This window comes from Polaromonas sp., from assembly GCF_030689685.1.
Classification (GTDB): Bacteria; Pseudomonadota; Gammaproteobacteria; order Burkholderiales; family Burkholderiaceae_C; genus Polaromonas.
Genome location: NZ_JAUYEY010000004.1, coordinates 23,480 through 47,128, shown reverse-complemented (window position 1 = coordinate 47,128; position 23,649 = coordinate 23,480). Strand labels below are relative to the sequence as shown.

The 23,649-nt window shown below is 61.7% G+C and carries 18 protein-coding genes; 15 read left to right on the top strand and 3 right to left on the bottom strand.

Annotation, left to right across the window (positions count from 1 at the left end; all coding sequences use genetic code 11):
- The first annotated feature begins 69 nt into the window (after positions 1-69).
- The 14 genes from Q8O29_RS00450 to Q8O29_RS00385 all read left to right on the top strand — a co-directional run bounded on the left by Q8O29_RS00450 (position 70) and on the right by Q8O29_RS00385 (position 16,129).
- Positions 70-1,251: a 1-deoxy-D-xylulose-5-phosphate reductoisomerase gene (locus Q8O29_RS00450; RefSeq protein ID WP_305560087.1), complete on the top strand. Its 1,182-nt coding sequence runs from the start codon at positions 70-72 to the stop codon at positions 1,249-1,251.
- A gap of 13 nt (positions 1,252-1,264) precedes the next feature.
- The gene (gene rseP / locus Q8O29_RS00445) at positions 1,265-2,632 is read left to right on the top strand and encodes an RIP metalloprotease RseP (protein WP_305560086.1); all 1,368 of its coding nucleotides are present in this window, start codon (positions 1,265-1,267) and stop codon (positions 2,630-2,632) included.
- A 12-nt stretch (positions 2,633-2,644) separates the two neighbouring features.
- Positions 2,645-4,939, top strand: a complete 2,295-nt coding sequence (gene bamA / locus Q8O29_RS00440) for an outer membrane protein assembly factor BamA (protein WP_305560085.1) — start codon at positions 2,645-2,647, stop codon at positions 4,937-4,939.
- On the top strand, positions 4,939-5,445 hold the full coding sequence (locus tag Q8O29_RS00435; protein ID WP_305560084.1) for an OmpH family outer membrane protein: 507 nt from the start codon (positions 4,939-4,941) through the stop codon (positions 5,443-5,445). The genes bamA and Q8O29_RS00435 overlap by 1 nt, the downstream gene beginning before the upstream one ends.
- A 21-nt stretch (positions 5,446-5,466) precedes the next feature.
- Positions 5,467-6,534 (top strand): UDP-3-O-(3-hydroxymyristoyl)glucosamine N-acyltransferase, encoded by a 1,068-nt coding sequence (lpxD, locus tag Q8O29_RS00430; protein ID WP_305560083.1) that lies wholly within the window; start codon positions 5,467-5,469, stop codon positions 6,532-6,534.
- Entirely contained in the window at positions 6,531-6,971 is a 441-nt protein-coding gene (gene fabZ / locus Q8O29_RS00425; RefSeq protein WP_305560082.1) for a 3-hydroxyacyl-ACP dehydratase FabZ, read from the top strand. Before lpxD ends, fabZ begins: the two co-directional genes overlap by 4 nt.
- Before the next feature lie 22 nt (positions 6,972-6,993).
- Positions 6,994-7,788: an acyl-ACP--UDP-N-acetylglucosamine O-acyltransferase gene (lpxA, locus tag Q8O29_RS00420; protein ID WP_305560081.1), complete on the top strand. Its 795-nt coding sequence runs from the start codon at positions 6,994-6,996 to the stop codon at positions 7,786-7,788.
- A gap of 76 nt (positions 7,789-7,864) precedes the next feature.
- On the top strand, positions 7,865-8,995 hold the full coding sequence (gene lpxB / locus Q8O29_RS00415) for a lipid-A-disaccharide synthase (RefSeq protein WP_305560107.1): 1,131 nt from the start codon (positions 7,865-7,867) through the stop codon (positions 8,993-8,995).
- Positions 8,967-9,584 (top strand): ribonuclease HII, encoded by a 618-nt coding sequence (gene rnhB, locus Q8O29_RS00410; protein ID WP_305560080.1) that lies wholly within the window; start codon positions 8,967-8,969, stop codon positions 9,582-9,584. The genes lpxB and rnhB overlap by 29 nt, the downstream gene beginning before the upstream one ends.
- Positions 9,581-10,363, top strand: coding sequence for an RNA methyltransferase (locus Q8O29_RS00405; RefSeq protein WP_305560079.1), 783 nt, complete (start codon positions 9,581-9,583; stop codon positions 10,361-10,363). The genes rnhB and Q8O29_RS00405 overlap by 4 nt, the downstream gene beginning before the upstream one ends.
- Positions 10,364-10,568: 205 nt before the next feature.
- Positions 10,569-11,753 carry a glutamine-hydrolyzing carbamoyl-phosphate synthase small subunit gene (carA, locus tag Q8O29_RS00400; protein ID WP_305560078.1) on the top strand — a complete coding sequence of 395 codons (1,185 nt, stop codon included), beginning with the start codon at positions 10,569-10,571 and terminating at the stop codon, positions 11,751-11,753.
- Positions 11,753-14,983 (top strand): carbamoyl-phosphate synthase large subunit, encoded by a 3,231-nt coding sequence (gene carB / locus Q8O29_RS00395; protein WP_305560077.1) that lies wholly within the window; start codon positions 11,753-11,755, stop codon positions 14,981-14,983. The genes carA and carB overlap by 1 nt, the downstream gene beginning before the upstream one ends.
- A 119-nt stretch (positions 14,984-15,102) precedes the next feature.
- On the top strand, positions 15,103-15,579 hold the full coding sequence (gene greA, locus Q8O29_RS00390) for a transcription elongation factor GreA (RefSeq protein WP_305560076.1): 477 nt from the start codon (positions 15,103-15,105) through the stop codon (positions 15,577-15,579).
- Positions 15,580-15,679: 100 nt separating this feature from the next.
- Entirely contained in the window at positions 15,680-16,129 is a 450-nt protein-coding gene (locus Q8O29_RS00385; RefSeq protein WP_371134114.1) for a DUF4149 domain-containing protein, read from the top strand.
- Between the two features lie 141 nt (positions 16,130-16,270).
- Here Q8O29_RS00385 and folD read toward each other — a convergent pair whose 3' ends face one another.
- From folD to Q8O29_RS00370, 3 genes are all read right to left on the bottom strand, one after another.
- Positions 16,271-17,137, bottom strand: a complete 867-nt coding sequence (gene folD, locus Q8O29_RS00380) for a bifunctional methylenetetrahydrofolate dehydrogenase/methenyltetrahydrofolate cyclohydrolase FolD (RefSeq protein ID WP_305560074.1) — start codon at positions 17,135-17,137, stop codon at positions 16,271-16,273.
- 89 nt (positions 17,138-17,226) lie between these two features.
- Positions 17,227-17,853, bottom strand: a complete 627-nt coding sequence (locus Q8O29_RS00375) for a response regulator transcription factor (protein ID WP_305560073.1) — start codon at positions 17,851-17,853, stop codon at positions 17,227-17,229.
- A gap of 36 nt (positions 17,854-17,889) precedes the next feature.
- On the bottom strand, positions 17,890-20,454 hold the full coding sequence (locus tag Q8O29_RS00370) for a PAS domain S-box protein (protein ID WP_305560072.1): 2,565 nt from the start codon (positions 20,452-20,454) through the stop codon (positions 17,890-17,892).
- Positions 20,455-20,880: 426 nt separating this feature from the next.
- On the opposite strand from Q8O29_RS00370, the gene aceE reads away from it, so the two are divergent.
- Positions 20,881-23,616: a pyruvate dehydrogenase (acetyl-transferring), homodimeric type gene (gene aceE, locus Q8O29_RS00365; protein ID WP_305560071.1), complete on the top strand. Its 2,736-nt coding sequence runs from the start codon at positions 20,881-20,883 to the stop codon at positions 23,614-23,616.
- The last annotated feature ends 33 nt before the right edge of the window (positions 23,617-23,649 follow it).

Genomic DNA, 23,649 nt, shown 5'->3' with positions numbered 1-23,649 from the left:
CGCTTCGCGTACTACGCTGCCACCCGAGGGGGCCCTCGCGCCTTGGGGCGGCCCAGCGTCGCTCAATCCATGAAAAAACAACGGGTTACCGTCTTGGGCTCGACCGGCTCGGTCGGCGTCAACACACTGGATGTGATCGCCGGCCATCCGGACCGTTTTGACGTGTTTGCGCTCAGCGCTTCCACCCAGACCGAGTTGATGCTGGCGCAATGCATGCGTTTCAGACCCGCTTATGCCGTCATGGCGAGCGCGCCGCATGGCCGGGCTCTGGCGGAAAAAATGAAGGCAAATGGGCTTGCAACCCATGTCCTGTATGGGGATGATGCTCTCGAAATAATAGCGTGTGACGAACGTGTCGACACCGTGATGGCGGCCATTGTCGGCGCCGCAGGTCTGGGCGCCTGCATGGCGGCCGCGCGCGCGGGCAAACGCCTGCTGCTGGCCAACAAGGAAGCCCTGGTGGTCGGCGGCGAGGTCTTCATGCAGGCGGTGCGCGAGGGCGGTGCCCAACTGCTGCCCATCGACAGCGAACATTCGGCGATTTTCCAGTCGCTGCCCGAAGACCCGGCGACCTGGGCCGAGCGCATCGACAAGATCATCCTGACGGCCTCTGGCGGCCCGTTTCGCACCCGCGCGCCGGCCAGCCTGCGCGACGTCACGCCGGAAGAGGCCTGCGCCCATCCCAACTGGGTCATGGGGCGAAAGATCTCGGTGGACTCGGCCACCATGATGAACAAGGCGCTCGAAGTGATTGAGGCGCGTTACCTGTTCGGGTTGGCGCCGGCGCAGATCGAGGTGGTGATTCACCCGCAAAGCATCATCCATTCGATGGTGCAGTACCGCGACACCTCGGTGGTGGCCCAACTCGGCACGCCCGACATGCGTGTGCCGATTGCCTACGGCCTGGCCTGGCCCGGACGCGTCAGCTCGGGTGCCCAGGCTCTCGACTTCCGTGCGCTGGCCACCCTGACTTTCGCTGTGCCGGACAATGCCCTGTTTCCCGGGCTGCCGCTGGCCTGGGAGGTGCTTGGCGCGCCCGCTGGCACTCCGGCAGTGCTCAACGCGGCCAATGAAGTGGCCGTCGCCGCCTTTCTCGAAAAACGGATACGCTTTGACCAGATCCACGTCGTGAACCGCGCAACGCTGGACGCAGTTTCTGCTTCCAGCATTCGCGGCATTGGCGATTTGCTGGCACTGGACGAGCGGTCGCGCGCGGTGGCGTCCGACCTTGTAGCCAACCTGACCCCCTGACCGGAGTATTGCTATGCTGACCTTGGTTGCCTTTGTTGTTGCGTTGGGCATCCTGATTGCCATCCACGAGTACGGGCACTACCGTGTGGCGGTTGCTTGTGGCGTCAAGGTGCTGAAGTTCTCGGTGGGGTTCGGCAAGCCGATCTACACCTGGCGTCTGAAGAATCGCCCGACAGAGTTTTCCATCGGCATGTTGCCGTTGGGTGGCTACGTCAAGATGCTGGACGAGCGCGAAGGTCCGGTCGATCCGGCGGAGCGTCATCTGGCGTTCAACAACCGTCCGCTGGGCGCACGCGCGGCGATTGTGGCGGCCGGGCCGGCCGCCAACCTGCTGCTGGCCGTTGTGCTGTATGCCGTTGTCAACTGGAGCGGCATGCAAGAGCCGCAGCCGGTGCTGGCCAGTCCGGTGGCTGGCTCGATCGCCGAGCGCGCTGGCCTGCGCGGTGGTGAACGCGTCCAGCAGGCCGCTTTTGACGGAGACACGCTGGAGGAGGTGCGCTCCTTCGAGGACCTGCGCTGGCACCTGACCCGTGCGGCGCTGGGCGGGCGTGACGTGCGCCTGCAGGTCACCGACGGTGTGGGTGAGTCCACGGGCGCCGGTGTCGCGGCGACACGCAGCGTGCTGCTGCCGCTGAGCCAGCTCAACGCAGCCGATGCCGACGCCCAGCTTTTCAGAAAGATCGGCATCCTCGGCCCCTGGACGCAAGCCGTGATCGGCGAGGTCATGCCGGGCGGTGCCGCCGAAAAATCAGGCTTGCGCACCGATGATGTGGTCCAACGCATAGGCGAGCGGACGATTGTCGACGGCCAGCAACTGCGCGAGACCATACGTGCCTCCAAAGGCGCCCAGACCTGGCAGATCCTGCGGGGAGGGCAGACGCTGCAATTGCAAGTCGAGCCGGAGATGCGCCAGGAGGCCGGTCAGTCGGTAGGCCGTATCGGCGCTTACGTCGGCACGCCGCCGGCGCTGGTGACGGTGCGCTACGGGCCGCTGGACGGCCTGTGGAACGGCGCGGTACGCACCTGGGAGGTGTCTGTGCTGACGCTCAAGATGATGGGCAAGATGCTGATCGGCGAGGCGTCCCTGAAAAACCTCAGCGGTCCGCTGACGATTGCCGACTACGCTGGCAAGTCGGCCAGCATAGGCTGGAGCGCTTACCTGCTGTTTCTGGCGCTGATCAGCGTCAGCCTGGGCGTGCTCAATTTACTGCCGCTGCCGGTTCTGGACGGTGGGCACCTGATGTATTATCTTTGGGAGGCAATAACCGGCAAGAGCGTTTCTGACGCCTGGATGGACCGGTTGCAGCGCGGTGGCGTTGCGATCCTGCTGGGCATGATGTCTGTTGCCCTGTTTAACGATGTCACCCGGCTTTTGGGTTAAACCATATTTTTCATGCAAAAACAAATCAAACGATTCAAGGTCCGCAGCGTATCCGCGATAGTGGCCAGCTTCCTGATCGCGCAAGCCGCCTGGGCTGTGGACCCCTTCACGGTGCGCGACATTCGCGTCGAAGGACTGCAGCGTGTGGAGCCTGGAACCATTTTTGCGTCGCTGCCTTTTCGGGTGGGTGAGACCTACAACGACGACAAGGGGTCCAGTGCCATTCGCGCGCTGTTCGGGCTGGGCTTGTTCAAGGATGTGCGCCTGGAGGTCAGCGGCGACGTGCTGGTGGTGATTGTGGAAGAACGGCCGACCGTGGCCGATGTGGACTTCGTTGGCGCCAAGGAATTTGACAAGGAAGTGCTGAAAAAGGCGCTCCGCGATATCGGCCTGGCCGATGGCCGGCCTTTTGACAAGGCCTTGGCGGACCGCGCCGAGCAGGAACTCAAGCGCCAGTACATCAACCGCAGCCTGTACGGCGCTGAGGTGCTGACAACGGTGACCCCGATCGAACGCAACCGCGTCAATGTCACCTTCAGCGTCACTGAGGGCGATATCGCCAAAATCAAGGAAATCCGCGTCGTCGGTAACAAGGCCTTCAGCGAATCCACCCTGCGCGGGCTGTTCGACCTGAACACCGGTGGCTGGCTCAGCTGGTACACCAAATCCAATCAGTATTCGCGGGTTAAGCTCAACGCCGATATCGAAACCCTGCGCTCCTACTACCTGACCCGGGGTTATCTCGAGTTCAAGGTTGACTCCACCCAGGTGGCCATTTCGCCGAACAAGCAGGATATTTCGGTGATCATCAACATTACCGAAGGTGAGCGGTTCACTGTTTCCGGCGTCAAGCTTGAAGGCAATTTCCTGGAGCGCGAGGAAGAGTTCAAGTCGCTGGTAACCATTAAACCCGGCGATGCCTACAACGCAGACCTGGTGGCTCAAACCGTCAAAGCGTTTACCGAGTATTACGGCAGCTTTGGTTTCGCCTTTGCCAAGGTCGACGCCAAGCCTGAGATTGATCGGGTCAACAACCGCGTGGCCTTCGTGCTGCAAGGCGATCCCTCGCGCCGTGCCTATGTGCGGCGCGTCAACATCAGCGGCAACAACCGTACACGAGACGAAGTGGTGCGCCGCGAATTCCGCCAGTTCGAGGCGTCCTGGTACGACGGTGACAAGATCCGCCTGTCACGCGACCGCGTGGACCGCCTGGGCTACTTCACCGAAGTCAACATCGACACGCAGGAAGTGCCTGGCACGCCGGACCAGGTGGACCTGAACATGGCGGTGGTCGAGAAGCCCACCGGCAACCTGCAACTGGGCGCGGGTTTTTCCAGTGCTGAGAAACTCTCCCTGATTTTTGGCTTCAAGCAGGAAAATGCCTTCGGTACGGGCAACTATCTGGGTCTGGAAGTCAACACCGGAAAATTCAATCGGCAATTTGTGCTGAGCACGGTAGACCCTTATTTCACCAATGACGGTATTTCCCGGACCTTGGACCTCTATTCGCGGACCTCACGGCCTTTTAGCAGCCAGGGGGGTGACTATCAGCTCAAAACCACAGGTGGAAGCGTACGCTTTGGTGTGCCTTTCAGTGAAGTGGATACCGTGTATTTCGGGGCAGGACTGGAGCAAATCGATATTTCTGGTCGCGTCCTTCCTTTGGTGTATCAAGATTACATACGTACCTTTGGCGCCAAGAGCAATACAGTTCCGTTGACGGTGGGCTGGTCGCGGGATGACCGGGACAGCGCACTGGTTCCGAGCAGGGGCACCTTCCAACGCGTTTACGGCGATTGGGGCGTGGCGGGCGATGCCCGTTTCCTGCGCACCAACTACCAGGTCCAGAAGTACATTCCGCTGAACAGGCAGTTCACCATTGCCCTGAACGGGGAGTTGGGTTGGGGAAAAGGTCTGAATGGTCAGCCTTTTCCGGTGTTCAAGAATTCCTACTCGGGCGGCCTGGGTTCGGTGCGCGGTTTTGAACCGAGCACGCTGGGCCCGCGTGATGCCCAAGGCAATGCCATTGGCGGGCCTAAAAAAATCACCTTGAATGCGGAGATTTTGGCGCCATTCCCTGGCGCGGGCAACGACCGGACCTTGCGTCTCTTCGGTTTCGTCGACACTGGCAACGTGTTTGGTGAAAATCAAAAGTACAGCCTGGGCGACCTGCGCTCGTCGGTGGGCATCGGCATCAGCTGGATTTCCCCGTTGGGGCCTTTGCGCCTGGCGATTGCCAATCCGCTGAGCAAGAAGCCAACAGATAGAATCCAGAGATTGCAATTCCAAATCGGTACATCCTTCTAATGAAGTATTTTTCATACAAGTTTTTTCTGGCTGCGATGATGGCCCTGGCTGCTTGTGCGGTAGGTGCGCAGGAGTTCAAGATCGGCATCGTCAACATTGACCGGATTTTCCGCGAAGCCAACAGTGCCAAGGCGGCCCAGGCCAAGCTCGAGCAGGAATTCGGCAAGCGTGAAAAAGAACTCGGCGATCTGGGTACCCAGCTAAAAACGCTGGCCGACAAGTTTGAGCGTGAAGCGCCCACTTTGTCCGAGAGCCAGCGCGCCACCCGCCAGAAGCAACTGGTTGATCAAGATCGGGACTTCCAGCGCAAACGTCGCGAATTTCAGGAAGACCTCAATGCACGCAAGAACGAAGAGTTGCAGCAGGTCATCGAACGCGCGAACAAGGTGGTCAAAACGGTTGCCGAGACCGAAAAATATGACCTGGTCCTGCAGGAAGCGGTTTATGCCAGCCCCAAGCATGACATCACAGACAAGGTCATCAAGGCGCTCAACGCCGCCAGGTAAGCGTTCAGGCACAGGCCAGGTGTGACGCTCAGACTCGGGGATATCGTCGCATCGCTGGCCGGTGAGTTCGATGCCAGATTGGTGGGCGACCCCGAGCTCTTGATCGAGCGGCTCGCGCCACTTGAGTCCGCAGGCCCCGCCGAGCTGACCTTTCTGAGCCACATCAAGTACCAGGGCAAGCTTAGTCAGTCGGCAGCAGCTTGCGTCGTGGTGAGCCCCCAGGCGGAGCAGGCGGCGACCCAGCGTGGTGCCTGTCTCGTCGTCAGCGATCCCTATCTCTATTTCGCCCGCATCACCCAGCTTTGGAAAAAACGACATGCGCAACCCGGCCGTGTTGGAATCCATCCCAGCGCTGTCATTGATCCTTTGGCTGAGCTGTCGCCGGGGGTTTTCGTGGGCGCATTTGCCTGCATCGGAGCGCGTGCGGTGTTGGGTGCAGATGTGCACATTGGCGCGCACAGCGTGATTGGCGATGACGTGCGGGTCGGCGGGGATACACGGCTGTCTTCACGGGTGACTGTCAATAACGGCTGCGTGATCGGCGAGCGCTGCATTGTGCATCCCGGCGCTGTCATCGGCGCCGACGGTTTCGGTTTTGCGCCGCATGAGGGCGCCTGGGTCAAAATCGAGCAGATCGGTGTGGTCCGTATCGGCAACGACGTTGAAATCGGCGCCAACACCTGCATCGACCGCGGCGCCCTGCACGACACCGTGATAGAGGACGGTGTCAAGCTCGACAACCTGATCCAGATCGGCCACAACGTGCATATCGGTCGGCACACAGCATTGGCCGGTTGTGTGGGCGTGGCAGGCAGCGCCACCATAGGCGCCCACTGCACCGTGGGTGGCGGCGCGGTGGTGCTGGGGCATTTGAGCCTGGCCGACCATGTGCATGTCTCGGCGGCGTCGGTGGTCACGCGCTCCATCCGCAAGCCTGGGCATTACACCGGCCTGTTTCCCATCGACGACAATGCCAGTTGGGAAAAAAATGCCGCCACGCTCAAACAGCTTCACGGATTGCGTGAACGCCTCAAGGTGCTGGAGCAGACCATAGCCACCGCTTCTCGAAAGAACCCAGAAAAATCATGATGGACATCCACCAAATCCTCAAGCAGTTGCCGCACCGATACCCGTTTCTGCTGGTGGACCGGGTGCTCGAACTCGACAAGGGCAAACGCATCAAGGCCCTGAAAAACGTCACCATGAATGAGCCGTTTTTCACCGGTCATTTCCCGCACCGGCCAGTGATGCCGGGTGTGCTGATGCTTGAGGCGATGGCACAGGCTGCAGCCCTGCTGGCTTTTGACATGCAGGGCATCACGCCCGATGAGAAGACGGTGTATTACTTTGCCGGCATTGATGGCGCGCGTTTCAAGCGGCCGGTGGAGCCGGGCGACCAGTTGATCATGGAAGTGACGCTGGAACGGCTCAAGGCCGGCGTGTTCAAGTTCAAGGGTGTCGCCCGCGTGGACGACAACATGGCCTGCGAAGCCGAACTGATGTGCACCATGCGCACCATCGCCTGATTCTGGCAGCGAGAGCGTTTCCGTGACAGGCATCCATTCCACGGCCCTGATTGACCCGCAGGCCCAACTCGACAGCAGCGTCAGCGTCGGCCCCTACACCGTGATCGGCCCGCATGTGCGCATTGGTGCCGGCACCACGGTAGGCGCGCACTGCGTGATCGAGGGGCACACCACGATTGGGCGTGACAACCGCATTTTCCAGTTTAATTCCCTGGGCGCGATTCCGCAGGACAAGAAGTATGCGGGCGAGCCCTGCGAGCTGGTCATCGGCGACCGCAACACCGTGCGCGAGTTTTGCACCTTCAACATCGGTTCACCCGGCGACAGCGGCGTGACGCGTGTCGGCAACGACAACTGGATCATGGCTTATGTGCACCTCGCGCATGACTGTGATGTTGGCAACCACACCATCTTCGCCAACAACGCCCAGCTTGCCGGCCATGTGCATGTGGGTGACTGGGTGATCCTCGGCGGCTTCACCGTGGTTCACCAGTTTGTGCGGCTGGGCGCGCACAGCATGACGGCCATGTGTTCACTGTTGTTTGCCGACTTGCCGCCGTTTGTCATGAGCCAGGGTCAGCCGGCCGCCGCCCGTTCCATGAACTTTGAAGGCCTGCGCCGCCGCGGCTTCTCCCCTGACCGCATCGCCGCCGTCAAAGGCATGCACAAGGCGCTCTACCGCGAGGACCTGACGCTTGAGCAGGCGAGGGCGCGCATCGCCATGCTGGCGGCCCAGCATCCCGAAGCCGAAGCCGATGTGCAGATGATGCTGGGGTTTCTGGAAGCCTCCTCGCCGCAGCGCGGCATCGTGCGTTAGGTCTCTCGTGCCGGACGCACCCAGTTCTCTGCCGACCCGTGGAGGAGCTGGCACCCCCGACGCCCCTGCGTTCGCCATGGTGGCCGGCGAGACCTCAGGCGATTTGCTCGCAGGCCTGTTGCTCGACGGCTTTCGCGCACGCTGGCCGGACCTGCGCGCCGGCGGCATTGGCGGTGCGCAAATGATGCGGCGCGGCTTCGAGGCCTGGTGGCCCAGCGAGGAGCTGGCTGTCCGCGGGTATGTCGAGGTCCTGCGGCACTACCGCGAGATTGTCGGCATCCGCGCTCAACTCCGCGAAAAACTGCTGGCCCATCGGCCGGATGTGTTTATCGGGGTTGACGCGCCCGACTTCAACCTGGATCTGGAGGCCGATCTCAAGGCGGCAGGCATCAAAACGGTTCATTTCGTCAGCCCCTCGGTCTGGGCCTGGCGCGCCGACCGGGTCGAAAAAATCCGGCGCAGTGTGGACCATGTGCTGTGCATTTTCCCGTTCGAGCCGGCCTTGCTGGCGCAGCACGGAATTGACGCCACCTACGTCGGCCATCCGCTGGCCAGCGTGATTCCCATGTATCCCGACCAGGCCGCAGCGCGCCGGCAACTGGGCCTGCAGCCGGAGGCCCTCATCCTGGCGCTGTTACCGGGCAGCCGGCGGTCCGAGATCGACTATCTCGCCGAACGGTTCTTTAAGGCTGCAGCCCTTGTCCAGAGGTTACATCCCGCTATCAAGATCATAGCGCCAGCGGTTCCCGCCCTGCAAACCCTGATTGAGCAGGCGGCGCAGTCCGCCGGTATGGCCGGCCAGGTGCAGATCGTGGCCGGGCAGTCTCACACCGTACTTGCCGCCTGCGACGTGACCCTGATTGCCAGCGGCACGGCGACACTGGAGGCGGCGCTGTACAAGCGCCCCATGGTGATTGCCTACAACATGAACTGGCTGTCCTGGCAGATCATGCGGCGCAAAAAACTGCAGCCCTGGGTTGGCTTGCCCAACATCCTGTGCCGCGATTTTGTGGTGCCCGAGCTGCTTCAGGACGCCGCAACGCCGCAAGCCCTGGCGGATGGCGTTTTGCAGTGGCTGGATGCGAAAATCACCGCACCCGAAAAAATCCGAGCCGTCGAACAACGATTTACAAAGCTGCACGAAGAATTGCAGCGCGATACCGCGAAAATAGCCACCGATGCGATCCAGAACATTCTTGCAGGCTGAACAGGTCATGCTTTCTTGGGACACGCCGGGCCTGTGGGCCGGCGTGGACGAGGCCGGCCGCGGGCCGCTGGCCGGTCCAGTGGTGGCCGCAGCGGTGATCCTGGACGACCTCCAACCGATCAAGGGCCTGGCGGACTCCAAGGTGCTGACCGCACTGCGCCGCGAAAAGCTTTATGACGAAATCCGCGCCAAGGCCCTGTGCTGCTCGATCGCCATGGCCACGGTCGAGGAAATCGACAGCCTCAACATTTTGCAGGCCACCCTGCTGGCCATGCGGCGCGCGGTCGAAGGCCTGCGCCTCAAACCCGTCAAGGTGCTGGTGGACGGCAACCGGCTGCCGAAGCTGAGCATCCTCGCGGAGGCCATCGTCAAGGGCGATGCCCGTATTCCGGCTATCTCCGCCGCTTCTATCCTGGCCAAGGTCCACCGTGACCGCTGGTGCGAGCAGTTCCACCTCGAATATCCGCAGTACGGTTTTGCCGGCCACAAGGGTTATGGCACGGCCGAACACCTCGCAGCTTTGCGGGAGCACGGCGCCTGCCCGCAGCACCGCCGCTCCTTCAGCCCCGTCGCCGAGGTCTTGCGTTGAGCGCTGGCGCACCGGTTCTGGTGACCTCGCGTGACAACACGCTGCTCAAGGACTTGCGCAAGCTCTCGCAGGACAGCATGGCCTACCGCAAGCAGGGCCGCGTCTGGCTCGAAGGCGACCACCTGTGCCGCGCGGCGCTGGCTCGTGGCTTCAAACCTGCTGTTGGCGTTTTTTGCGAGTCTTTTTGGTCTGTAGCCCCCGCCGAATGGGCGCAGGCAGCTATCAAAACCATAGTGATCCCGGATTCGCTGATGGCCGACATCAGCGGCCTTGAATCCCCGGCGCGCATAGGTTTTGTGCTGGACCTGCCGGCGCCGGCGGCCTTGGCGCCGGGCGCGGCATCGCTGATCCTGGACCGGGTCCAGGATGCCGGCAATGTCGGCTCCATGCTGCGCAGTGCCGCCGCCTTTGGTTTCAGCCAGGTGATCGCGCTCAAAGGCACGGCCGCGCTCTGGTCGCCCAAGGTGCTGCGTGCCGGCATGGGCGCGCATTTTGCGCTGCGACTGGTCGAAGGACTGGCGCCCGAAGACCTCGATGCGCTGACGGTGCCGGTGCTGGTCACGAGTTCCCACCATGGCGAGTTTCTGCACCAGCAGGCCTTGCCCATGCCCTGTGCCTGGGCCATGGGTCATGAAGGGCAGGGCGTCGGCGATGCGCTGATGGCCAGGGCTGCCCTGAAGGTGCGCATAGACCAGCCGGGCGGCGAAGAGTCGCTTAATGTGGCTGCTGCGGCGGCGGTATGCCTGTACGCGAGTTCGCTGGCAGTCCCCCGGCCCTGAGAGGTGCAGGCTGGTCTGCACAGGACCACATGCCATAAACGCGTAAAAAGCGGTGTCATCCTCAAGCTATAATCAAGGGCTTTTCAAAACACAGCTTCGCCCAGCGCATACCAAGCCAACCCCCTCACAAAAGCAGCCTGCAAGAGTCTTACCGAGACGTTTCTTGTGCACGCTTGGGCGAACCGTAACCCATCCGGAGAACCCAGTGCTTTTGTCTCTACAGGGAAAATCAGGAAGAACCCCGCACGCCATCCTGGCGCTCGCAGACGGCACGGTCTTTATTGGCAATTCCATAGGCGCCGCAGGTTCCACCGTCGGTGAGGTGGTGTTCAACACCGCGATGACCGGCTACCAGGAAATTCTGACCGATCCGAGTTATTGCCAGCAAATCGTCACGCTGACCTATCCCCACATCGGCAACTACGGCATCAATGCCGAAGACGTCGAAGCTGAAAAAGTCCATGCCGCCGGCCTGATCATCAAGGACCTGCCGCTGTTGGCCTCCAACTTCCGCATGAACATGACCCTGACCGAGTATTTGGTCAAGGAAAACACCGTCGCTATTGCCGGCATCGACACGCGCCAGCTAACGCGCCACCTGCGCACCCAGGGGGCGCAAAACGGTTGCATCCTCGCGTTGGCCGCGGGTGAAGGCGTGACTCAGGCCGCGAAAGACAAAGCGATTGCCGCTGCCAAGGCGGCGCCCAGCATGGCTGGCCTGGACCTGGCCAAGGTCGTCTCGGTCAAGCAGACCTACGAGTGGACGCAGACCGAGTGGAAACTGGGCGCGGGTTACGGCGTGCAGATCACGCCGAAATTCCATGTGGTGGCCTCTGACTACGGCGTGAAGAAAAATATCCTGCGAATGATGGCCGAGCGCGGCGCGCGCATCACCGTGGTGCCGGCGCAGACGCCGGCGGTCGACGTGCTCAAACTCAAGCCAGACGGCATCTTCCTGGCGAACGGTCCCGGTGATCCGCAGCCCTGCGACTACGCGATTGCGGCGGTGCGCGAGCTGATCGAGACCGGCATCCCAACCTTTGGCATCTGCCTGGGCCACCAGATCATGGCGCTGGCCAGTGGTGCGAAAACCTTCAAGATGAAGTTCGGCCACCACGGCGCCAACCATCCGGTGAAAGACCTGGACAATGGCCGCGTCAGCATCACCAGCCAGAACCACGGTTTTGCTGTGGACGAAAAGACGCTGCCGGCGAATCTGCGCCCCACCCACATCAGCCTGTTCGACGGCACGCTGCAAGGCTTGGCCCGCACCGACAAGCCGGCCTTCTGCTTCCAGGGCCACCCGGAAGCCTCGCCCGGACCGCACGACATTTCGTATTTGTTTGACCGTTTCACCACCCTCATGGAACAGCATGGAGGGAAAAAATAATGCCTAAACGCACCGACATCAAATCCGTCCTGATCATAGGCGCCGGCCCCATCATCATCGGCCAGGCCTGCGAGTTTGATTACTCCGGCGTGCAGGCCTGCAAGGCGCTGCGCGAAGAGGGCTACAAGGTTATCCTGATCAACAGCAACCCGGCGACCATCATGACCGACCCGGCCACGGCCGACGTCACCTACATCGAGCCCATCACCTGGCAGACTGTCGAGAAAATCATTGCCAGGGAGCGCCCGGATGCGATCCTGCCGACCATGGGCGGGCAGACCGCGCTCAATTGCGCCCTCGACCTCTGGCACAACGGCGTGCTCGACAAATACAAGGTCGAGTTGATAGGCGCTACCCCTGAAGCCATTGACAAGGCCGAAGACCGCCTGAAGTTCAAGGACGCCATGACCAAAATCGGCTTGGGCTCGGCGCGCTCTGGCATTGCGCACAGCATCGAAGAAGCCTGGACCGCGCAGAAGACGCTGGGTTTTCCGACTGTCATCCGCCCCAGTTTCACGCTGGGCGGCACTGGCGGCGGCATTGCCTACAACTCGGAAGAGTTCGAGGTCATCTGCAAGCGCGGCCTGGAAGCTTCGCCGACCAACGAGCTGCTGATTGAAGAGTCGCTGCTGGGCTGGAAAGAGTATGAGATGGAGGTGGTGCGCGACAAGGCCGACAACTGCATCATTGTCTGCTCCATCGAAAACCTGGACCCCATGGGCGTACACACCGGTGACTCGATCACCGTGGCACCGGCCCAGACCCTGACCGACAAGGAATACCAGATATTGCGCAATGCGAGTCTAGCCGTGCTGCGCGAGATCGGTGTCGATACCGGCGGCTCCAACGTACAGTTCGCCATCAACCCGGTCGATGGCCGCATGGTGGTGATCGAGATGAACCCGCGTGTGTCGCGTTCGTCGGCCCTGGCTTCCAAGGCGACGGGTTTCCCGATCGCCAAGGTCGCGGCCAAGCTGGCTGTCGGCTACACGCTGGACGAGTTGCGCAATGAGATCACCGGTGGCGCCACGCCCGCCAGTTTTGAGCCCAGCATCGATTACGTGGTCACCAAGATTCCGCGTTTCGCATTTGAAAAGTTCCCGCAGGCCGACAGCCGCCTGACCACGCAGATGAAGTCAGTCGGCGAGGTCATGGCCATGGGCCGCACCTTCCAGGAGTCCTTCCAGAAAGCCCTGCGCGGCCTCGAAGTCGGCGTTGACGGCATGAACGAAAAGACGCAGGACCGCGAGGTGCTCGAGAAAGAACTGGGCGCGCCTGGCCCGGACCGCATCTGGTACGTGGGTGACGCCTTTGCACTAGGCATGAGTGTTGACGAAGTTTTTTCGCTGACAAAAATCGATCCCTGGTTTCTGGTGCAGATTGAGCAGATCGTCAAGATCGAGCTGGAGCTGGAAACCACTTCGCTGGACAAGCTGGACGCCGCCACGCTGCGCGCGCTCAAGCAAAAAGGTTTTTCCGACCGGCGCCTGGCCAAACAGCTCAAAACCACCGACACCACCATCCGCGAGCGGCGCATCGCGCTGGGCGTGCGACCGGTCTACAAACGTGTGGACACCTGCGCGGCCGAATTTGCCACCAACACCGCCTACATGTACTCGACCTATGAGGCTGAGGGCAGCGAGTGTGAAGCTGCGCCGACCACCAACAAGAAAATTATGGTACTGGGCGGCGGACCGAACCGCATCGGCCAGGGCATTGAGTTCGACTACTGTTGCGTGCATGCTGCGCTGGCCATGCGCGAGGACGGCTACGAGACCATCATGGTCAACTGCAACCCCGAGACCGTCTCGACCGACTACGACACCAGCGACCGCCTGTACTTCGAGCCCTTGACACTGGAAGACGTGCTGGAAATCGTCGACAAGGAAAAGCCGCTGGGCGTGATCGTCCAGTACGGCGGCCAGACGCCCTTGAAGCTGGCGCTGGACCTGGAGAAAAACGGCGTACCCATCATCGGCACCTCGCCCGACATGATTGACGCGGCCGAAGACCGCGAGCGCTTCCAGAAGCTGCTGCACGAGCTGAAATTACGCCAGCCGCCTAACGCCACAGCCCGTACCGAGCCCGAAGCGCTGGAAAAAGCCGCTGCCCTCGGTTACCCGCTGGTGGTGCGTCCGAGTTATGTGCTGGGTGGCCGCGCCATGGAGATCGTGCACGAGCAGCGCGATCTGGAGCGTTACATGCGCGAAGCGGTCAAGGTCAGCCACGATTCACCGGTGCTGCTGGACCGTTTCCTCAACGATGCCATTGAGTGTGATGTGGACTGCATCCGCGATCTGGAGGGCGTGACTTTCATCGGCGGCGTGATGGAGCACATCGAGCAGGCCGGCGTACACAGCGGTGACTCGGCCTGTTCCCTGCCGCCGTATTCGCTGGGTCTGGAGACCATCACCGAGATCAAGCGTCAGACCGCCGCCATGGCCCAAGCCCTGAATGTGGTCGGCCTGATGAATGTGCAGTTTGCGATCCAGCATGTGGACGGCAAGGACGTGATCTATGTCCTGGAAGTGAATCCGCGCGCATCGCGCACCGTGCCCTTCGTGAGCAAGGCCACCGGCATCCAGCTCGCCAAGGTGGCGGCGCGCTGCATGGTTGGCCAGACCTTGGCCTCGCAAGGCATCGGCAAGGAAGTGACGCCGCCGTACTTCAGCGTCAAGGAGGCTGTCTTTCCCTTCGTCAAGTTCCCCGGTGTGGACACGATTCTCGGCCCCGAGATGAAGTCCACCGGCGAGGTGATGGGTGTGGGCAAGACCTTTGGAGAAGCTTTCGTGAAGTCCCAGCTCGGTGCCGGCACCAAGCTGCCGACCTCGGGCAAGGTCTTCCTGACGGTCAAGAACAATGACAAGCAGCGTGCCGTGGACGTGGCGCGCGCGCTGGCGGCGCTGAAGTTCGAGCTGGTCGCCACCAAGGGCACGGCTGCAGCCATCACTGCGGCGGGCATCAGCTGCGGCGTGGTCAACAAGGTCACCGAAGGCCGGCCGCACGTGGTGGACATGATCAAGAACAACGAGATTGCGCTGGTCATCAACACTGTGGAAGAGCGCCGCAATGCGATTGCCGACTCGCGGCAGATCCGCACTTCGGCCCTGCTGGCCCGGGTCACCACCTTCACCACGATTGCCGGCGCTGAAGCTGCGGTGGAAGGCATGAAGTACCTGGACAACTTGACGGTTTATTCGATTCAGGAACTGCACGCGCAACTGGCCTGACTCGGGACAAGTACCAAGCTACTAACCGCGCATTTGCATTAAACTGGCACCCGGACAAACATGTTAAGACGCCGCCGCCAGGTGACTGGTGGCGGTTTCGCTTTTGGAGGACTCAAACCATGGCAACCATTCCCATTACCAAAAAGGGCGCAGAAAAGCTCAAGGCTGAACTGCACCAGCTCAAGACGGTGGAGCGCCCCCATGTGATCAACCTGATATCGGAAGCGCGCGCCCAGGGCGACCTCAGCGAGAACGCCGAATACGACGCTGCCAAGGACAAGCAGGGCTTTGTCGAAGGCCGCATCCAGGAAATTGAAGGCAAGCTGTCTGCCGCGCAGGTCATTGATCCGGCTGAAGTCGATGCCGGCGGCAAGGTGGTGTTCGGCTCGACCATCGAACTCGAAGACGAGGACAGCGGTGACAAGGTGACCTACCAGATCGTTGGTGAGGACGAGGCCGACATCAAGCTGGGCCTGGTCAACATCAGCTCGCCGATTGCCCGCGCGCTGATTGGAAAGGGTGAGGGCGACACCGCCGAAGTGCAGGCGCCGGGCGGTATCAAGCGTTACGAAATCATCGCGGTGATGTACATCTGATGCCCCCACGTTCGTTCACTGCGTGTAACTCTCTGCCCCCCGAGGGGACCGTCGCTTGCTCGGGGCGGCCCTTCGCTGCGCGTTCACGGCTCTCTTCCACTTGAGCGTGAACACCCGGTCACGCATCAGCATCCTGCTCGCCGCCTTGTGGTGGGGCAGCCTGAGCACATTGGGTTTTCTGGTGGTACCGCTGCTGTTCGTGCACCTTCCCAGCCCGGCGGCGGCCGGCGCTATGGCGGCGAAGCTGTTTACCGCGCAAACCTGGCTGAGCATTGCCTGCACTTTCTTCCTGCTGCTGTTTCTCAAGGGAAAAGAGGCTGTAGCCCTTACACAGCCTGCGCAAGATGCTATGAAATATGTAGTGGCTGGCCTGCTGCTGGCGGTGCTTATCGAGTTTGCCGTGTCGCCACGCATCGTCAGCGCGCGCGCCGACGGCGGCAACCTCCAGCTCTGGCACGGCCTGGGCAGCGCGATGTATGCGGCGCAGTGGCTTGCGGCGGGCTGGACGCTGTGGTGCCTGAGCCGAACCACGAAAGATGGCGCCGCTTAGCTCGGCAACAAGGACCGCAGCACTCTTTTCAAGCAGGGGCCGCGGGTCCGGCCTTGGCCCGTCCTGATCCTGCCGAAGGGCCGGCCCGCAGGCGACAGAGGCGAAGCGTCTTGCGAGCTGCGGCCTGCAAGGCCTCGGGCGCTACCCGAACCGAGCAACCGTGGGGGCTCTTTCAGCAGCCTCGAGGGTATTGACCAGCAGCATGGTGATGGTCATGGGGCCGACGCCGCCCGGCACCGGCGTGATCCAGCCGGCGACCTCCTTCACGCCTTCAAAATCCACATCGCCACATAGTTTGCCGGCCTCGTTGCGGTTCATGCCGACATCAATCACCACCGCGCCGGGTTTGACCATATCGGCCGTCAGCACATTGCGTTTACCCACGGCGGCCACGATCACATCGGCCTGAAGCGTCAGGGCTTTGAGGTTCTGTGTGCCGCTGTGGCAGATGGTCACCGTGGCATTTTTTTGCAGCAGCATCAGCGCCATCGGTTTGCCGACGATGTTGCTGCGGCCGATGACCACGGCGTGTTTGCCCTTCAGGTCGTAGCCAATGCTTTCGAGCATCTTCATGCAGCCGTAAGGCGTGCAGGGCCAGAAGCCGGGATGGCCGACCAGCAGGGCGCCGACGCTGGCGACGTGGAAGCCGTCCACGTCCTTGGCAGGAGCAATTGCTTCTATGACCTTTTGCGCATCAATGTGTGGCGGCAGCGGCAGTTGCACCAGGATGCCGTGAATCGCCGGGTCGCGATTCAGGGTGTCCACGCGTGCCAGCAGGTCGGCTTCGCTGAGCGTGGCGGGATACTGCTCCAGCACCGAATGCACGCCGCTGTCCTGGCAGGCCTTCACCTTGTTGCGCACATAGACCTGGCTGGCCGGGTTCTCGCCGACCAGGACCACGGCCAGACCGGGAACAATGCCGCGTGCGCGCAGGGCGGCGGCCCGCCGGGCGACATCGCCGCGCAGTTGCCGGGACAAGGCGTTGCCATCAATGAGTTGTGCTGTCATGGTGTCAGTTTTTCAAGTAAAAACGCCCGCCGACTCAGGAGTCACGGGCGCAAGCAGCTATCGAAAAGATAGCAATCGGGAAGTCGGTCTCAGGCTTTGGGAGCGCTCGATCCCAGGGCAATTTTCAGCAAGTCGGCGACGGTGTTGGCATTGAGTTTTTCCATGATGTTGGCGCGGTGCGCCTCCACCGTCTTGATGCTGATGCCCAGGTCGTCGGCAATCTGCTTGTTCAGGCGGCCAGCGACGATGCGTTCGAGCACCTGGGCTTCGCGTGAGGTGAGCTTGGCCAGCAGGGCGTCGCGGCTGGCCGACTGCTGGTGTTCGCTGAAGGCTTCTTTGGCCTGCTCCAGCATGCGTTCGACCAGGCTGACCAGGGCTTCCTCCTGAAAAGGCTTCTGGATGAAGTCCATGGCGCCTTTCTTCATGGTGTCCACTGCCATCGGCACGTCGCCGTGGCCGGTGATGAAGACGATGGGCAGCGGTGACTTGCGTTCGACCAGCCGGTTCTGCAGCTCCAGGCCGGTCATGCCGCCCATGCGAATGTCCACGATCAGGCAGGCGACCTCGCGCGCATCGTAGCGGCTCAGAAAGGTTTCGGCGGAGTCGTAGCAGCGCACCCGGTAGTCCTTGCCTTCGAGCAGCCACTGCAGCGAGTCGCGCACGCCCTCGTCATCATCGACGACGTACACGGTGCCTTTTTTGGGAATCAAGCTCATGCCAAACCTTTTGCTTAGACGGTATCAAACAGCTTGTCAGTGAACGCCAGCCGGTGGGGACGGCGTTTCTGTGGCAGCCAGGGCTGGTGAAAGCAGGGGAGTCACGGGGATCCAGAAGGTGAACCGGCACCCCACCACTTCGTCGCCATTGTAGAGGTTCTCCGCCTGCATCCTGCCCTGGTGCGACTCGACGATGCTGCGGCACAGCTTCAGGCCGATGCCCATACCTTCGGCCTTGGTCGAGTAGAAGGCTTCATAAAGCCGGCCCATCACTTCGGGCGACAGGCCCTTGCCTGAGTCCAGCACCGAAAATTCGATCACGCTCTGCTCGGCTATGGTCTTGGGCACGACGCGCAACTCCACGCTGCGACGCGCCGTGGGCCGACGCGCCTGGGCAATCGACTCAGCGCCGTTTTTCATCAGGTTGATCAGCACCTGCTCGATCAGGATGGGGTCCACCATCACCGGCGGCAGGCGCGCCGCGATGTAGTGGCTCAGGCGCACATTGTGGCGACGCAGTTCAATGTCAGCCAGCTCCATCGCGTTGCTGACCATGGTGGCCACATCAGCGGAAGTGCGGTTCGGCTCGCTGCGTTTGACGAAAGAGCGGATGCGCTGGATGATTTGCCCCGCGCGGTGCGCCTGCCTGGCGGTTTTTTCCAGCGCCACCAGCAGGTCATCATTGCTGATTTGCCGGGCCTTGATGCGCGAGACCATGCCGTTGCAATAGTTGTTGATCGCAGTCAGCGGCTGGTTGAGCTCATGCGCCACGCTGGAGGCCATCTCGCCCATGGTGATCAGGCGGCTGGCCGACTGCGCACGCTCGGCCTGTTGCGCCGCTTGCGCTTCGGCATGGCGGCGCGGCGTGATGTCGGTGGCAATCACCATCTGCGCCAGCCGTCCATCGACCCAGGTGAGGTAACGCGAGCGCACCTCCAGCCACTTGCCAAGTTCAGGCACATAAATTTCAGCGTTTGCACTTTGCGCTGCGGTCAGGGTGTCGGTCGGAAAACCGGCCAGCCCATCGACGGCATCCAGCGTGTCCTCGGTCGGGGCCACAGTCGGCACGCCGGCTTGGGCGATCAGGTTCATATGGCCAGCGACTTCACCGCCAAACCAGGCGCGGTAGAGCTTGTTGGCAAACAGCAATTCCTCGCTGCCGAGTGGCGCCACCGATACCGCCGCGTCCAGCCCTTCCAGCACGGTGGTAAAGCGCTCGTACGAGGCCGACAGTTCTTCACGGACACGTTTGGGCTCGGTGATGTCGGTGACCGAGGTCATCCAGCCTGTTTGTTGGCCGCGCGGGTCGATCAGGGGTGAGACATACATCCGGGCATCAAAAATTGCACCGCTCTTGCGTTTGATACGCACCTCAAAACCACCCGGTGTGGATCGGCCGTGCAGCTCATCGTCCAGCCGTGCGGCCAGTGTTTCGCGGTCCTGCTCGGGCCAGTAGGGGAAAGGCGCGGTACGGCCAACCAGCTCACCCTCGCTCCAGCCGGTCATCTGGCAAAACGCCGGGTTCACGTAGGTGATGCGGCCCTGCAGGTCCAGTGCGCGCATACCGGTCAGCATGGAGTTTTCCATGGCGCGGCGGAAGTTGGTTTCCGAGATCAAGGCTTCCTGGGCCTGCACACGCCGCCGCGTATGGCGCCAGGTGCCCAGCAGCATCCACACCGTGAGGGCGCTGAGTGCGCTGACCAGCCAGAAGAAGCCGCTGCCCACCACACCGAGCGATGCCCGGTAACCCTGGGCCTTGAGCAGCAGGCTGTTACCAACCGGCGACACCGGAATCTCGTATTCCTGCGCCTCGTCGGACCAGGGCAGCAGCTTGGCGGCGGTGTTTCGCGGCGGCGGCAAGTTGCCGGCCAATAGTTTGCCCTGGTCGTCGAGCAGCGCCACCGCGTATTTGGCGGTGACTTCGGTCGGCACACCAAAGCGCAGCAGGCCGTCCACCGCGTATTCACCCATGATCACACCACCGAACTTGCCCTGGTCATCCAGCGGTATCTGCAACTGCAGGCTGGCACCGTTGTAGCTAGCGTCGTCCTTGTTCATGAGCGGACGCGAATACACCGGCTGGCGCAAATCGCGCGCCAGGCCGAAGGTGCCTTCGGTTTCGCCGTATTTGAGCTGCTCCCCGGACAGGCGGGCCTGCGCCAGGTTGGCGCTCGGCGACACATACGCGGCTTTAACCTTGCGGCGCGAATCGACCCAGGTCACGGCCAGCAGCTCCGGATACTGGTTGACCAGCGATTCCGCTTGGGCAATGAACTCCTCGGTGTCCACCTCCTTGTTCGAGACATCGCGGCCCAGGCGCATCAATTGTTCCTGGCGCTCCAGCAGGCGCAGACGCAATCTCTGCTGGGCGTATTCGACATCGCGTTTGACGGCTTGCTGTTCGCGGTCGATTTCCTCGATGCGCAGGTAGGCGAAGGCGGCAATCACCGCCGCGAGGAACAGCATTACCGCCAGCAGCGGGCCGAGGGTGACAAAGCGGTCCTGCCGCGTAGGGGATTGTTTGCGCCACCAGTGGCGCCAGCGTGCCAGCGGCGCGGTGCCGGAAGGGCGGGCGGGAGTGGCGGGCGTTGGGGTGGACATGGTGGGTCGTCAAGTTTAAGGGCTTAAGCCCTGCAAGCGGTACTTCTAGGAGTCTGGGCGGCAGAAGGCGTCGAAGCGAAAAGTGGTCCCGGCGAGGACAGTTTTTGCCGGGTTTGCAGCCCCATAGCCGTAGCTATGGGGCAAAAAAATCGGTGAAAAATGGACCGGCACGGCCGTTTTTCAGCCGACGTTCCTTCTGCCGCCCTGGCTCGCGCCCCGCTGCCGGCGGGCGTTTTTGGGCCCATGCTGTCACTCTGAGCGAAATGAATGTGTCTGATTAAATTCCTTAATATGAAATCATCAGGCACTATTTGAAATTCTGAAAAAACTGTGAGAAACTGGAGACTTGAATCTAAATTGCGTTACAACGTGATGAGGACGCCACTCAACCCAAGCTAGCACCCTAGCTAACAGCAGGACAAAATCATGGCTGCAAATCTGGAACAGGCACGTTTGGACGCTTTGGGCAAAGCCGCGAACGATGCGCTTGACAAAGACGCCCAGGAAACGCGGGAGTGGCTCGACGCCCTGACCGCCGTCATTGAAAGTGAAGGCCCAGAGCGTGCTCACTTTTTGCTGGAGCAACTGCTTGAGCACGCCCGCCAGAGCAGCATCGACATGCCGTTTTCGGCCAACACCGGTTATGTCAACACCATCGAGGTGGACCAGGAAGAGCGATCTCCCGGCAACCTTGAAATCGAACGGCGCTTGCGCGCCTACATGCGCTGGAACGCCATGGCCATGGTGGTCAAGGCCAACCGACTGCATCCGGCCGACGGCGGCGACCTCGGCGGCCACATTGGTTCGTTTGCCTCGCTGGCCAGCATGTTTGGCGCCGGTTTCAACCATTTCTGGCATGCAGAAAGTGACAATCATGGCGGCGATTGCCTCTACATCCAGGGCCATGTCTCGCCCGGCGTGTATGCGCGTGCCTATCTCGAGGGCCGCCTGACCGAAGAGCAACTGCTCAACTTCCGCCAGGAGGTCGATGGCAAGGGCCTGTCGAGCTACCCGCACCCCAAGCTGATGCCCGAGTTCTGGCAGTTCCCGACGGTCTCCATGGGTCTGGGCCCGCTGATGGCGATCTACCAGGCGCGTTTTTTGAAGTACCTGCATGCCCGCGGCATTGCCAACACCGAAAACCGCAAGGTCTGGGTGTTTTGCGGCGACGGCGAGATGGACGAGGTCGAATCGATGGGCGCCATCGGCCTGGCCGCGCGCGAAAAGCTCGACAACCTGGTGTTTGTTATCAACTGCAACCTGCAGCGCCTGGACGGCCCGGTGCGCGGCAACGGCAAGATCATCCAGGAGCTTGAAGGCGATTTCCGCGGCGCGGGCTGGAACGTCATCAAGCTGATCTGGGGCAGTAGCTGGGACCCGCTGCTGGCGCGCGACAAGGACGGTGCGCTGCGCAAGGTCATGATGGACACGGTCGACGGCGACTACCAGGCCATGAAGGCCAACGACGGCGCCTATGTGCGCAAGCATTTCTTTGGGCAGAACCCGAAGACCCTGGAGATGGTCGCCAAGATGAGCGACGAGGACATTTTCGAGTTGCGCCGTGGCGGGCATGACTCGCAGAAGGTCTACGCGGCCTTCCATGCGGCGGTCAATCATGTGGGCCAGCCCACCGTGCTGCTGATCAAGACCGTCAAGGGTTTTGGCATGGGCAAGATTGGCGAGGGCAAGAACAATGTCCACCAGACCAAGAAGCTGTCGGACGAGGACATCAAGGCCTTCCGCGACCGTTTCAACATCCCCATCCCCGACAGCCAGCTCGCCGACATCCCGTTCTACAAGCCGGCCGATGACACGCCCGAGATGCAGTACCTGCACGAGCGCCGCAAGGCTCTGGGCGGCTATTTGCCGCACCGCCGTGTCAAGGCCGATGAAAGCTTCACGGTGCCAGCGCTGGAAACTTTCAAGTCGGTGATCGAGCCGACCGCCGAAGGCCGCGAGATTTCCACCACCCAGGCCTATGTGCGTTTCCTCACGCAATTGCTGCGCGACCAGGCGCTGGGCCCGCGCGTGGTACCCATCCTGGTGGACGAGGCGCGCACCTTCGGCATGGAAGGCCTGTTCCGCCAGATCGGCATCTACAACCCGGACGGCCAGCAGTACACGCCTGTCGATAAAGACCAGGTGATGTATTACAAGGAAGACAAGAAGGGCCAGATCCTGCAGGAAGGCATCAACGAAGCCGGTGGCATGAGCAGCTGGATCGCGGCGGCCACCTCGTACAGCACCAACAACCGGATCATGATCCCGTTCTACGTGTATTACTCGATGTTCGGCTTCCAGCGTGTCGGTGACCTGGCCTGGGCAGCCGGCGACATGCAGGCGCGCGGCTTCCTGCTGGGCGGCACCTCCGGCCGCACCACGCTCAACGGCGAAGGTCTGCAGCATGAAGACGGCCACAGCCACATCCTGGCCGGCACGATCCCGAACTGCATCTCCTACGACCCGACCTTTGCGCATGAAGTCGGCGTGATCCTGCACCACGGTCTCAAACGCATGGTCGAGCACCAGGACAATGTGTATTTCTACCTGACGCTGCTCAACGAAAACTACGCCATGCCCGGCCTGCAGCCCGGCACCGAAGAGCAGATCATCAAGGGCATGTACCTGTGCAAACAGGCACCCGCGCTTGCCGCCAAGGCGCCCACCGTCCAGTTGCTGGGCAGCGGAACCATCCTGCGCGAAAGCATCGCCGCCCAGGAACTGCTGGAGAAAGATTGGGGCATTGCCGCCAGTGTCTGGAGCTGCCCGAGCTTCAACGAACTGACGCGGGACGGCCAGGACGCCGAGCGCTGGAACCTGTTGCATCCGGTGGACGCACCGCGTGTGCCTTTCGTGACGCAACAACTGTCCGCCAGTACCGGCCCGGTGGTCGCCTCGACCGACTATATGAAGGCCTACGCCGAGCAGATCCGGCCCTTCATCCCCAAGGGCCGCACCTACAAAGTGCTGGGTACCGACGGTTTTGGGCGCAGCGACTTCCGCAGCAAGCTGCGCGAGCACTTCGAGATTAACCGCCATTACATTGTTGTTGCGGCGCTGAAAGCCCTCAGCGAAGACGGAACCATGCCGGTCGCCAAGGTGGCCGAGGCCATCAAGAAATACGGCATCAATGCCGACAAGATCAACCCGCTTTACGCCTGAAATTCAGGCCTGACCGAAGCGAACGGAGACAAA

Coding starts and splice junctions, on each gene's coding strand:
- Q8O29_RS00375 (WP_305560073.1), bottom strand. CDS start 17,853: ATGAGCTTGATTCCCAAAAAAGGCACCGTGTACGTCGTCGATGATGAC.
- folD (WP_305560074.1), bottom strand. CDS start 17,137: ATGACAGCACAACTCATTGATGGCAACGCCTTGTCCCGGCAACTGCGC.
- Q8O29_RS00370 (WP_305560072.1), bottom strand. CDS start 20,454: ATGTCCACCCCAACGCCCGCCACTCCCGCCCGCCCTTCCGGCACCGCG.
- rnhB (WP_305560080.1), top strand. CDS start 8,967: ATGCGATCCAGAACATTCTTGCAGGCTGAACAGGTCATGCTTTCTTGG.
- aceE (WP_305560071.1), top strand. CDS start 20,881: ATGGCTGCAAATCTGGAACAGGCACGTTTGGACGCTTTGGGCAAAGCC.
- rseP (WP_305560086.1), top strand. CDS start 1,265: ATGCTGACCTTGGTTGCCTTTGTTGTTGCGTTGGGCATCCTGATTGCC.
- carB (WP_305560077.1), top strand. CDS start 11,753: ATGCCTAAACGCACCGACATCAAATCCGTCCTGATCATAGGCGCCGGC.
- lpxB (WP_305560107.1), top strand. CDS start 7,865: ATGGTGGCCGGCGAGACCTCAGGCGATTTGCTCGCAGGCCTGTTGCTC.
- Q8O29_RS00435 (WP_305560084.1), top strand. CDS start 4,939: ATGAAGTATTTTTCATACAAGTTTTTTCTGGCTGCGATGATGGCCCTG.
- Q8O29_RS00450 (WP_305560087.1), top strand. CDS start 70: ATGAAAAAACAACGGGTTACCGTCTTGGGCTCGACCGGCTCGGTCGGC.
- bamA (WP_305560085.1), top strand. CDS start 2,645: ATGCAAAAACAAATCAAACGATTCAAGGTCCGCAGCGTATCCGCGATA.
- fabZ (WP_305560082.1), top strand. CDS start 6,531: ATGATGGACATCCACCAAATCCTCAAGCAGTTGCCGCACCGATACCCG.
- greA (WP_305560076.1), top strand. CDS start 15,103: ATGGCAACCATTCCCATTACCAAAAAGGGCGCAGAAAAGCTCAAGGCT.